Source organism: Sorangium sp. So ce426 (assembly GCF_051475585.1).
GTDB lineage: Bacteria > Myxococcota_A > Polyangia > Polyangiales > Polyangiaceae > Sorangium > Sorangium cellulosum_B.
Window position 1 is genome coordinate 11627495 of record NZ_CP150341.1, and the last position, 12085, is coordinate 11639579.

The following is a 12085-nucleotide window of genomic DNA, read 5'->3' on the forward strand; positions in this document are numbered from 1 at the left end:
CTATGCGGTCCTGGTGCCGTCGTCCGGCATGGTCGGGTCACCTGGGGTGGGGTAGTCCCCCGGCTCGGATGGCGATGGCTTGAGCGGTGCCTGCGCGGGGCCTGGCGGCTGAGCAGAGGCCGGGCCTTGAGACGGATGCTGCTCCACGGCCGGCGAATTGAAGTAGTTGTCCACCGCCTGCTGAACGGCGCTGTGTCCCGCATCCACCTTCCCCCCAAACCACCCTCCGACAGGCGACCATCCAGGCGAGTACCCGAGCGGGCTGCCGATGCCCACCGCGACGAGGCTTCCTGGCAGGTTGAACAGAAACTCTTCGGCCGCCGAGCCGACGTACCTTCCCAGCCGGCCGAGCCCCGGAATCGCGTACTCGATGAGCGCCTGCACGTTTCCGTAGCCAAGCGCCCTTAGCCCCGGCCCGAGCGCTCTCTCCGCAACGTTCTCGAAAAAATTGCCGATGGCGGGGCGGGCGAACAACCGATTCAGCCCGAACTGGATCAGGAGGTCCACGCCCATGTGGAGCGCGCCCGCGACGAGATCACCGACCGTGACGCCCACGGTGTGCGTGTTGAAGGCGGGAACGACGCCAGAAGGCAGCGGAGGCCAGGCAGGCCCGGCACAGTTGAGGTTGAGGTTGAGCACCTTCAGGCATGCGAACGCAACGGGTCCTTGGGGGGCAACATGGCCGTGCGCGCCGAAATGGGACTTCGAGCCGCTCAAAGGGATGATGACCACGAGGAGCGAGTTCGGCGGTGCGGGCGGGGTGAGGTTGTAGTGAGGGATCAGGGGACCGATGTCGGTGCCCTGGCTCATCATTTTCCCGCCCGAAGCGCTGATCTCCGTATCGTTCCGCTTCCCCGTCAGGGCTCCCCACGGGCCCCAGCACAGGACCGCGGCGGCGACGTGAGGGACCTTCGGGACCGGGGCCAGCACGGGTGGGAAGACGGCCTGATGCATCTCCAGCCACGGGATGGCGATCATGGGATGGTAGTGCTTCAGGACGTTGAACTGCACGGGCTCGCCTATCCCTTCGCGGGCACTGTGGATGGGTGTCCGAAGAGCTCGCAGCGACGGCGCTGCAGCGGGTGGATGACGTACCGGAACGGGTAGCGGTACGCGATGAAGACCCGATAGCGATCCGCGTCGATGCCGATCTGATCGATCGCGAGCGGCCGCTCGATGACCTCGTCGCCGAAGGTGAGGCGGACGCGCGGCGCTGCGTCGGGGATCTGGAACGCGAGCGGGCCCTCGATGAGCACGCCGTCGACCCGCACGGGATCGCCGGGACGTGCGCTGGGGAGGATCATGCTCGGAAAGGCAGCGTTGAAGAGCGTGGGACGCAGCTCCGTGATCCTCCCTTCGTCGTCGAATCCCAGCCCGTTACGAAGACGCTGGCCGGACGTGATCGGGCACGCGCCCAGGCCGACGGGCTCAGGGCGGTCGGTCCACGCCGCGATGAGCGCGTCCGGCTCCTCGAGGTTCGGGAGCGGCCCCCCTTCGGCGTGGTCCTCCTCCAGGTAATACCCCTTTCCTTGTTCGTTTTCGGGATATCCGACGCTCAATCCATCCCACTCGTCCTTGCCGCCGAACGCGTGCGCCAGCGTGAGGGGCATCTCGAGAAAAGGCATCGGGGCGCTGGGCCTGAGCTGGTCGCCGCTCCGCCGCCACACCCGGTCACCGATCACGCGGATGGTGCGGCTCCAGTCTCCGACGGCGATCTTCACCTCCATCTGGGAGACTTCCCGACCGCGCGGCGCCCGCGCGTGGCCGAAGAGAAAGACATCGACGCCGCCCTTGTGGAAGACTTCGTCGCTGTCCATCGGCCCACAGGGAGACTCCCACGGTGGGCCCGACACGATCCAGCTTTGCTCCTCGCTGGGCGTGAGCGCGCCCCCCTCACGTCGAACGTGATGCGGGCCAGGACGGACGCCGCGAGCCGATCGTCGTCGATGACGGTGCGGAAGATTCCGGCCGGAAAACCCGTGTGGTTGACGAGCTCCATCCCGGGCCGCGCTAGCAGTTCACCCGGACGCGCTCTCCGGACAGCTTGACATCGTCGTTGGCGCGCACGTTGACGTCGCCGAGGGTGGCAGTGACGTTCTGAATGCGCGCCTCGCTGTGGAGGTCTCCGGTAGCCTGCAAGGTCAGGTCCCCGTCCGTGCTGAGCGAGACACCGGCGCGCCCGTGGAGCTGCAGCTTTTCTGCTTCGATCGCGAGGCTGCCGGCCGCCTGCAGGACGAGCGACGCCCCCTCGAAGCGCAGCACCGGTCCGTCTTCGGTGAGAGAGACGGACAGCGTGACCGCGCCGCTCGGGCTCAGGAACCGGACGACGTCGCCCTCCGGTTGTCGCACGACGACCAGCCGCTACCGCCCCGTGAGCTCGACGATCTCGCGTGTAGGCTCGTCAGGCCTGACTGCATCCATCAGGATATCCCCCTTGAGAGCTCGACCGCCGCGCCGGCGCGGCACGCCGGCGACGACGCTCGTGCGTCTCTAGCACAGTTCCTCGCCGTGGAGCCGGCGTTCGCGACGCTCGCAGCGCCGTCGCTCAGGGCACGAGCGGGCACGACCCGTTCCTCGATGTGGCACTTCCGGCCCCTCGTGGGTCGCCCATCGCACGTCGATGACGCCTGCTCCTAGGACACCGATCACGTTGATCGAGCGAGAAATGAGCCGCCAAGGCGCCAAGGACGCCAAGAACAAAACACAATCTTGGCGTCCTTGGCGCGCTTGGCGGTTCAAATTCCTGTTCTTTTCTGGGGTTTCAACCCGTTTGTCGCTCTAGGCGCGCTGCGCCGCTCGCAACGCGTCCGTGACCGCGTCCGCGAGCGCCGCGTCCCTGGCCAGCGCCCTCGTCCACAGCCGGACGATCGGCATCAACGCGGGACGCTGGATTTTGAGCGCATCCAGCGTCTCGTCCGTGCACCGTCGATCGAGCGCGAGGAGGATCCTCGCGTACTCCTCCGGGGTGATCGCTCCTCGGAACTGCTCCACCTGGGCCACGTACGCCGCGTCGTACGCCGCTCGCAGCGCGTGCGATCCGCGCGACGCCTGCTCCTCGATCGCCGCTGTCCAGCGCTGCTGGTTCTCGCTCCACCCGGGCTCATGCAGTCCGTGCGCGTCCAACACCACGGCCTGGTCCTGCCTGCGCTCGGCGATCTCCGCCGCTATCGCGGCGACCTGCTCGATCGACAGCTCGAACGGTGGCGGCTCCGGCGCAGAAGCCTCCCTGTCCTCCGCCACGGCCGCCGGCGTGCTCTCCGCGGCGGCTGCCGCGGGGAGCACGCCGGCGGCCGCCTCGCCCGGAGCAGGTCTCGCCGGCACGGGCAGCGGGCCGAACATCGGCGGCGGAGGGATGTCGATGGGCGCCTCGCGCTCGATCTCTGCCTCGGGCGCAGCGGCGCCCATCCGGGCGAGCTCCGGCTCGAGCTCGAGCGCCGCGACGGAGCTCAGCGACCCGGGAGGAGCAGGTGGCGTGCCCGGTTTTTCCGGGAATGAGGGATGGAACGGCAGGGCGCCTCGGATGAGCGTCGGGCTCAGCGGACCCGTGCCCGTGCCAATGCGGTACATCACGGCAGGATCCTCGAGCGGTGCCGTGGACCCCCGCTCGATCTCCGGCGCGGGCGCACCGGAGACGAACGGAAGCGCCGGCTTCGCCGCTCCGACGAGCTGACTGGCCGTGAAGGCCATCGTCCCTGGCTGCTCCTTGCTCGAGCGGGCGTCGTTCGCGCGGGGGTCGATGTTCCCTTCCTCCTTAGGGTCCTTCTCCGCCTCCGTCGTGATGGTGACGAGCCCCGGCTCGTCTGGATGCGAGAGCGGCACCAGCCCGCGAAAGACCAGCGACGCGACGCCCCTGTCGCCGTCGATGCTCAACGTGTCGCAGCGCAACCGCACCAGCTCCAGGTCCTTGTTCTCCCGCTGCACGCTCGCTCGCGGGACGATCCTCGAAAGGCGCGTCACGAGCCGTGGATGGACGGGCGAGAGGTGCTCGAGCACGATGATCTCGTCGCCTGTGAGCTCCGGGATCTGCTGGTCCACTGGTGCTGCATTGAAGAACGCGCCGTCGAAGTCATCCGGCAGCGGCCGTGTATTCCACGTCTGTGGATCCCATGCCTTCGCGTGTCGCCCGAGCAGCGCCGCGCGCAGGGGCGAGCTCGGTGCGACGGGCCTGAAGTTGACCACGGACCACAGCTGCTGTCCGTTCCATCCCCTGTCCGCCTGGACCTCGATCGACTTGTCGAGCTTGCCGACGATGAGCCGCACGACGATCGAGGGGGCCTGGTGCCCGCTCGGCGCGTACGCGTGGCCGTGAAAGAGGACGTCCGCCCGCCGCTTGAAGGGGCACATGTCGCTCGCGGTGATCAGGATGGTGCGCGCATCGTCCGCGTAGGTATCGAGCGTCGACAGCGCATCCTGCTCTGCGGCCAGCCGCGATCTGCCTGACCGGAGCGCAAAGGTCGCCTTGCAGAGGAGGGTCAGCGCGGTAGCCCCCGCCCGCGGATGCCACAGGAGGGAAGCGGCCTTCAGCGGACAGCGCGCCACGATCTGCATCCATGGGGAACATACCGGGGAGGGTCGCTCCCGTCAGCTCGGCGGGCGTCGCGGCGCGGCCTCGACACCTCGAATCCGCTCGCCAACGATGCATCGACGGCGCGGCTCCCGGCGCTGGCAACCGCAGCGGCCTGAGGCAACGGATCGGCCGGCGACGACGCCGCTCCACGCGGCGGAGCACGCGGCCAAGCTTCAGGCACACCGCTCCCGACGCCCCGTCAGAGACCCTCGCAGCTACCAACATCGCTCCCGACGCCGCGTCAGAAACCCTCGCAGCTACCAACATCGCTCCCGACGCCCCGCCGGAAGCCCTCGCAGCCGCCGACATCGCCCCCGACACCCCACCGGGCGCCCGCCCAGACGCCGGCATCGCCCCCGACGCCGCGTCGGAAGCTTGCTCGGCCGCCGACATCGCTCCCGAGGCCGCCGCGTTACATTGACGAGCTCGCTCGCCCTTCTTAGCCTCCACGATCCTCGACGCTCGTCGGCCCTTCACCGGCGGCGCTCGAAGGCTCGAAGGAACAACGAGAGGGGAACCATGGCCATCAACACCATCCATTACGACGACTCCCTCGATCTCATCTGGAGCGTCCTGGTCTACGAGGAAGCGCGGCTGCTCAAGGACAGGAACGCGAGCGACCTCGCCTCGGAGGCCGGCGCGCTCGTGGAGCGCTGGGCTCAGGTGAACACCGGACAGCGGAGCGCATGGCGCGCCGAGATCGTCGCGCAGGCGGGCATCGACGCCGAGGACGACCTGCTCGACGACACCGTCGACGAGCTCGACAACGAGCTGCTCCGGACCTTCCGCGATCGGGACGCGCCGCAGCGCAAGCGCTACTTCAAGAAGGCGCGCCACGAGATCGTGCGCCTCGGGCTGGAGAGCGAGATCGAGGTCGTGCGCGCGTGGCCGGCATCGCTCAAGACCGAGGGCGAGCCCGCCCTCCAGGCGCTCGGCGCCCGGCTCGAAGGGGACATCACCCGGGGCGACGCCGCGGTCGAGGAGCGGCGGCGCGCCGCCGCCGCGACCGCCGATCAACGCGTGCGAGAGATCGTCCGGTTCGTGGACGACATCAACGCCGCGCGGCGCGCGCGCTACGGCCTGCTGATCCAGCGGGCGGAAGAGCGGAGGCTGCCGAAGGACTGGCCCGGGCGGTTCTTCAAGAAGAGCACGCAGGGGCCGAAGAAGGTCAAGGCCGCTCCCGCGGTCGAGAGTCCGCCGGCGTGACGCGCGGCGCTCAGCGCCGCCACGGCGGCGCGACACGCAGCCCGGCGCCGCTCGCCGATCAGCGCCGCCACGGCGGCGCGATGCGGAGCCGGGTGAGGCGGCCGGCCTTGACGACCGCGAAGCGCACGCGCTCCTCGTCCCGGAGCTTCGCCCGGATCTCGTAGACGCCGTCCTTGGGCGCCAGCGGCAGCTTGACGCTGCCGGTGCCGACCTTCCGCCCGTCCACGAAGAGCGTGTCGCCCGCGCCGGCGATCACCTCCAGCATGCCCTGCCCCTCGGGCACCTTGTGCCCGGCGGTCAGCGGCAGATCCTCGGGGAGCACGGGGTTCGACGTCGACTCGCCGATCGGCCCGGCGGCAGCCGGGGCCGGCGTGGCGGCGACCGCCGCCGCCGCGACCACGCTCGACGAGCCGGCGGCGGCCGGCGCGGCAGCGCCGGGCGGGGCTGCGGCCGCGGGCTCCGCGGCCGGCGGGCTCGGCTGGTCGGAGGGCGGCGGGGCGCTCTGCAGCTCGTGATCGCGCGACAGCCGCGCGGCCACCGCGAAGACGAACGCCGCCACCGCGAAGAGGACCCACATCGTCATGCGGTTGTCGCGGGCGGGCGGCTGCGGCGTCGGCACGTAGGCCGACGGGCGGCGCACGCGGCGCGGCGTGGGCGACTCGTCGATCGCGGGCGCGGGCGCGGGGGCCGCGAGCCGCGCGGCGGGCGGCGCCGCGGGGACCTGGAGCGCCGCGGGGACCTGGAGCGCCGCGGGCGCCGGCGCCGGCGCCTCGACGACGGGCGGCGGCGGGAGCGAGCCCAGCGTCAGCAGCCGCTCGGGCTTCGGGTACTCGAGCGCGGGCAGCGTGGCCTCCGGCGCGCGGGGCGCCGGGGCCACGCCGGGCACGGCCGGCGTCACGCCCGCCAGCACGGCGGCCTCGAGCTGGGAGGTCCACGCCGGGCGCGGGCTGCTCGCGTCGCCTCGCAGCTCGGCGAGATCGCTCGGGACCCGGGGGTTGGCCAGCGCGCTCGCGAGCGCCCTCGCGTCTTCCTTGCCGCGCGCGCTCGCGAACGCCGTTTCCTCGTCCTCGGCGTCCACGGACAGCACGGAGACGGACGCCAACGACTCCGGCGCCGACACCGCCGGGCCGGACACCGACACCGCCGGGCCGGGCACCGACACCGCCGGGCCGGGCACCGACACCGCAGCGCTCGGCGCCGCCGAGCCGCGCGCCGGCATGGCCGATCGCGGCGCCACCGAGCCGGGCACCACCGTGAGCTGATCGTCGGTGAGCTCGACCGAGGCGCGCGACGACGCGGCGGCGGCGTCGCCGGCGAGCTCCGGCGGCAGCGCCGCGACCGGGGCGGCCCGCTCCGGGACGCGCCGCACGCCGCGGAGCGTCTCCTCCTCGTAGGCCACGGCGGGGGCGAGCAGGTCCTCTCCCTCGCGGCCGATCACCCGGCGCACGCCGCCGCGCGCTGCGACGTCGTTCAGCACGTCCTCGACGAGGCCCGCGGCGAACTCCCCCGAGGTGATGACCGATCGCGGCGACGTCCCGCGGGCGAGCGCCCGGAGGAGCGAGCGCGCCGGCTCGGGCGTCGCGTCGGCGGTCGCGCCCATCCCCTCCAGGTCGAGGACGACGCGCTCGACCTGCACCAGCGCCGGCCCGTGGAACAGCCGCTGGGCGGCCCGGGCCGCCGCGATCGCGGGCAGGAGCTGCTCCGCGAGCGTCCCCTCGAACCCGGGGCGCGGCGGCGCCTCGAGCTCGCTCTCCGGCAGAGGCGCCACGACGAAGCGGCCGGCGCCGACGCCGAGGAGCGCCGCGAGCACGGAGGGGCCGCGGTGGAACGTCCCGTCCTGCGCCGTCCGGGTCGCGCCGGCGGGGCGGCCGTCCTTGATCAGCACCTCGTACAGGAACGCGGCGTCGCGGACCGACACGAGCGCGTCGGGCCGGCGCGCGCACGAGAGCGACAGCAGCGTCCGCGCCGTCATGCCGTCGAGCCGCCCGCGGACCTCGCCGCCCGTCGCGATGCGCTCGGCGACGCGCCGCCTGCCCCGCAGGACCTCGTGCACCCGCTGCACGAAGGCCGCGGCGCTCTCCTCCTTGCGGAGGTAGCCGTCGGCCTGGGCGCCGAGCTCGCGGAGCCGCTGGAGCAGGTCCTCCTTCCACGAGAGCAGGATGACCGGCACGTCGCGCAGCGCGACGTCGCGCTTGAGCGCGCGGCAGAGGGCGAAGCCGTCGAGCCGCGGCATCAGCACGTCGCTCACGACGAGGTCCGGCGTCGTCTGGTACGCGAGGTCGAGCGCCCGCGCGCCGTCGTGCGCCTCGTGCACGTTCGCGCCCGCGGCCCGGAGCACGCCGGCGAGGAACCACGTCACCGCCGGATCGTCGTCCGCGACAACGATGTCCATCGCGTCGAGCGCCGCGTCGCCCGGCGACGCGCTCGACGCGCTGATCGTGCGCGCCGGCGACCTCGCGCGGATCTCGCTGTGCAGCCGCGAGCGCTCGCCCTCGGGCGCGCTCGGCGCGTTCATCCACGGGGCGAGCGGCAGCGCGCCCTCCGGCCCGCTCGGCGAGAACCGCACGCCGCCCTGCGAGCGGATCGTCACGAGATCGCGGATGCGCGCCACCGCGCCCCAGAGCGCCGCGAGGACCTCGGCGCCGTCGCCCAGATCCACGTTCTCCCCGCGGCTCCTCGGCTCGGCGGCGTCGCAGAGGCCGCGGCGGAGCTCCTCCGCAAGGCGCGCCCCGAGCTCGTCGAGGCTGACGGCCCCGAACGGCCCGCGCACGGCGCGCGCGGCCTCAGCGCGAACGCAGGCCACCGCTGCCTCCGCTGCGGCGCGCCGGAGCGCGTCCGGCGACACGGGCTTCGGCAGCGCGCGCGCGGCGCCGAGCGCCAGGTAGGGGGCCGCGTCCTCGGGCCGAGCGAAGCGGCCGACGGCGACGACGGGGACCAGGTCGGTCAGCGGATCGGCGGCAAGCGCCTCCGCCAGCCCGCGCGCGCCCGGCATGTCCGCGTCGAGCAGGACCAGATCCGGAGCGAAGGCCCGCGCGAGATCGATCGCCGTCGCCACGTCGTCGGTCCGCTCGATCTCGAACGACGGCCCGACGTCGGCGCTCGCCGCGTCGAGCGCCTCGGCGAGCGGCGCTGTGCCCACGACGAGGACGGTGATCGGCGCGTCGATCGACGTGGCCGGCGACGCGGCCGGCGCGGCCTCCGGCGCCTCTGCGGAGGCCGCCTGCTCCACGCCGCGCGTCGAGGAATCGCGCGCTTCCTCTTCCTCCTCGAGCGAGAGCGGCTCGGCGGCGAGCGCGCGGCCGTTGCTCACGCCCGCGATCCACGTCGTGGCCTGGCCCTTGGCCGCACCCGCGCCTTCCGGCCGCGCGCTGGCGCTGCGCGCGTTCGGCTGCTCCGCGGCGGCGCGCGCGCGGGGCGGCGCCGCCGCCTGCTCGAGCGGCGCGGCGGCGCGCGCGGGCGCCTGCTCACCCATGGCCGACTGCCCCCAGGCCAGGGCGGGCAGCTCCTCGAGCAGCTTCCGCAGGGCCGCCGCGGCCTCGCCGCCGAGCCGCGCGCCGTTCGCGGCGGCGAGCTGCGACTCCCCTTCGGCGAGCCGCTCGGCGACGCGCACGAAGCGCAGGAGGCGCGCCCCCGCGCCGAGCGAGTGCAGGCGCCGCTTCAGCTCCTCGACGAGCCGCGGCGCATCGCCCTCCGCCTCGATCCGCCGGACCATCTCGCGGAGCTCCGCCACGCGGCGACCCAGGTTCGCCACGAACTCGGCGCGCGCGCCGCCCAGCCGCTCGTGCCGAGCCTCGCTCGCTGGATTGCTGCGCGGCCCCGCGTGCTCCACTGCCCTCGATCCTACGCCCATTGGCGGTCCCGTATCACAGGAGGATCGGACACCCGAACTTCTCGGCGATCGCGCCCCCGCGCCCGTGGCTCCCGGCCGCGCGACGTCGCCCCCGGGTCACCTCACGGCGGCCCCAGCTCGGCGGCGATCTGCTCCCGGACCCATGCGGCGGCGGCGCGCGTGCCGAGCGTGCCGCCCACATCGACCGTGCACATCCCCTCGTCGAGCGCCTGGGAGACCCAGCGCTCGATGCGGCGCTCTTCCTCGGGCCACCCGAGGTGAGCGAGCAGCAGCCCCGCGGTGAGCATCGCCGCGAACGGGTTCGCGATGTCCTTGCCGGCGAGCGGCGGCGCCGACCCGTGCACCGGCTCGAACAGCGCGACCCGCGCCGGATCGGACGCGTGCACGTTCGCGCTCGCCGCCATGCCGAGCCCCCCCTGCAGCGCCGCGCCGAGATCGGTCACGATGTCGCCGAACAGGTTGTTCGTCACGATCACCTGGAATTGCGACGGATCCTGGATGACGTACAGGCAGAGGGCGTCCACGTAGACGTGGTTCGACTGGATCTCCGGATACTGGGCGCGCACCTCGTGGAAGACGCGCAGCCAGAGCTCGTGCGCGTGCCGCATCGCGTTCGACTTGTCCGCCATCGTGACCCGCGTCCGGCCGTTCGCGCGCGCGTAGTCGAACGCCGCGCGGATGATCCGCTCGACGCCCTTCCTCGTATTCACGTCCTCGTTGATCGCGACCTCGTCGGGGGTGCCGCGCTTGAACTGCCCGCCCATCCCGACGTAGATCCCCTCGGTGTTCTCGCGGAACACAACGAAGTCGATGTCCTTCGCCGTGCGGCCTTTGAGCGGCACCAGCCGGTCCGACAGCGCGCGGACGGGCCTCACATTGGCGTAGAGGTCGTAGCCGAAGCGCATGCCAAAGAGGATGTCGCGCGCGTGCTCCAGGTTGGGCACGCGGGGATCACCCAGGGCGCCGAGCAGCACCGCCGAGCACTCGCGCTGGATGGCGATCTGGATCTGGTTCGGGAAGGTCGTCCCGTCGCGCAGGTACCGGTCGGCGCCGAGATCGAGCTCCCAGAGGTCGATCGGCAGCCCTGCCCGCTCCTGGTAGACCTCGAGCAGGAGCTTCGCCTCGACGATGACGGACGGGCCGATGCCGTCACCGCCGATGATCGCGATTTTCTTCTTCTTTTTGGCTGCCACGAGGTCGCGCTCCCGGTCAGCCGAGCGCGCGTTCGACCGGCACGTACTCCAGCCGGTGGGCCGCCGCGACGGGGCCGTAGGTCACGTGGCCGCCGTGGGTGTTGATGCCGAGGGCGACGGACCTGTCGGCCTTGGCCGCGGCGACGATGCCCTGGTTGGCGATCGCCACCGCGTAGCCGATCGTCGTGTTCGTGAGCGCCCAGGTGCTCGTGTGCGAGACAGCGCCCGGCATGTTGGTGACGCAGTAGTGGACGACCCCGTGCACCTCGTAGGTCGGGTTGTCGTGGGTCGTCGGGCGGCAGGTCGCGATGCACCCGCCCTGATCCACGGCGACGTCGACGACGACCGTCCCTCTCTCCATGCGGCGGATGTGCTCCTCGGTCACGAGCTGGGGCGCCTTGGCGCCGGGCACGAGCACCGCGCCGACCACGAGATCGGCGCGCTCGCACACCATCTCGATGTTCTCCGCGTTGGAGTAGAGCGTCTCGATCGCGCCCCCGAACACGTCTTCGAGGTAGCTCATCGTCTCGGCGCGGACATCGAGCACGGTGACCTGCGCCCCCATCCCGACCGCGATGGTCGCCGCGTTCCGGCCGACAACGCCGCCGCCGAGGATCGCCACGCGGCCGCGCCGCGTCCCCGGCACGCCGCCGAGGAGCACGCCCTTGCCGCCCCGCTCTTTCTCCAGGCACGAGGCGCCGACCTGAACGGCCATCCTGCCGGCCACCTCGCTCATGGGCCGCAGCAGCGGCAGCGAGCCGTCCTCGTGCTGGATGGTCTCGTACGCGATGCCGGTCACGCCTCGCCTGGCGAGCTCCCGCGTGAGATCCGGCTCGGCGGCCAGGTGCAGGTAGGTATAGAGGAGGAGACCCGGGCGAAAGTGGCCGTACTCTGCGGGGAGCGGCTCCTTCACCTTCACGACCATGTCGGCGCTCCACGCTTCCGCTGCCGATCGCGCGATGAGGGCGCCCGCGCGTCCGTAGGCTTCGTCGGAGATCCCGCTGCCTTCGCCGGCGCCGGACTCCACGAGGACCTTGTGCCCGTGCCCGACCAGGGCCCGGACTCCCGCGGGCGTCATGCCGACGCGGTACTCACGTGTCTTGATCTCCTTGGGGACTCCGATAAGCACGATCGCGCTCCTCTCCTCGCCGAACTGCTGAAGCGAGGCGTGTGCGACGATAGCAGAAACCTGCCCTCGCAACGCCGTGAGCCACCGCGTCGAACGCCTGTTTCCGAGGCGAGAAACCCGGAAGATCCGTTCTGAAGCGA

The 12085-nt window shown here is 72.3% G+C and carries 7 protein-coding genes and 1 pseudogene; 1 reads left to right on the plus strand and 7 read right to left on the minus strand.

All coding sequences use genetic code 11. The annotated features are described in order from the left end of the window. From WMF44_RS43680 to WMF44_RS43695, 4 genes and pseudogenes are all read right to left on the minus strand, one after another. Positions 1-1011, minus strand: coding sequence for a hypothetical protein (locus WMF44_RS43680; RefSeq protein ID WP_437295961.1), 1011 nt, complete (start codon positions 1009-1011; stop codon positions 1-3). Positions 1012-1019: 8 nt separating this feature from the next. Next, positions 1020-1877 (minus strand): annotated as a pseudogene (locus WMF44_RS43685) (DUF2169 family type VI secretion system accessory protein); the annotation flags it as partial. Positions 1878-2010: 133 nt separating this feature from the next. Further along, positions 2011-2349, minus strand: coding sequence for a hypothetical protein (locus WMF44_RS43690; protein ID WP_437295962.1), 339 nt, complete (start codon positions 2347-2349; stop codon positions 2011-2013). Positions 2350-2778: 429 nt separating this feature from the next. Beyond that, positions 2779-4548, minus strand: a complete 1770-nt coding sequence (locus WMF44_RS43695) for a DUF2169 family type VI secretion system accessory protein (protein ID WP_437295963.1) — start codon at positions 4546-4548, stop codon at positions 2779-2781. Positions 4549-5086: 538 nt separating this feature from the next. Here WMF44_RS43695 and WMF44_RS43700 point away from each other — a divergent pair. After that, positions 5087-5773: a hypothetical protein gene (locus WMF44_RS43700; protein ID WP_437295964.1), complete on the plus strand. Its 687-nt coding sequence runs from the start codon at positions 5087-5089 to the stop codon at positions 5771-5773. 58 nt (positions 5774-5831) lie between these two features. Here the strand turns inward: WMF44_RS43700 and WMF44_RS43705 are convergent, their stop codons facing one another. The 3 genes from WMF44_RS43705 to ald all read right to left on the minus strand — a co-directional run bounded on the left by WMF44_RS43705 (position 5832) and on the right by ald (position 11945). Then, the gene (locus WMF44_RS43705) at positions 5832-9623 is read right to left on the minus strand and encodes a response regulator (protein WP_437295965.1); all 3792 of its coding nucleotides are present in this window, start codon (positions 9621-9623) and stop codon (positions 5832-5834) included. Positions 9624-9724: 101 nt separating this feature from the next. After that, positions 9725-10816 (minus strand): isocitrate/isopropylmalate dehydrogenase family protein, encoded by a 1092-nt coding sequence (locus tag WMF44_RS43710; protein ID WP_437295966.1) that lies wholly within the window; start codon positions 10814-10816, stop codon positions 9725-9727. A 16-nt stretch (positions 10817-10832) separates the two neighbouring features. Continuing rightward, positions 10833-11945 (minus strand): alanine dehydrogenase, encoded by a 1113-nt coding sequence (ald, locus tag WMF44_RS43715; protein ID WP_437295967.1) that lies wholly within the window; start codon positions 11943-11945, stop codon positions 10833-10835. Between the last annotated feature and the right edge of the window lie 140 nt (positions 11946-12085).

Coding starts and splice junctions, on each gene's coding strand:
- WMF44_RS43695 (WP_437295963.1), bottom strand. CDS start 4,548: ATGCAGATCGTGGCGCGCTGTCCGCTGAAGGCCGCTTCCCTCCTGTGG.
- WMF44_RS43700 (WP_437295964.1), top strand. CDS start 5,087: ATGGCCATCAACACCATCCATTACGACGACTCCCTCGATCTCATCTGG.
- WMF44_RS43705 (WP_437295965.1), bottom strand. CDS start 9,623: ATGGGCGTAGGATCGAGGGCAGTGGAGCACGCGGGGCCGCGCAGCAAT.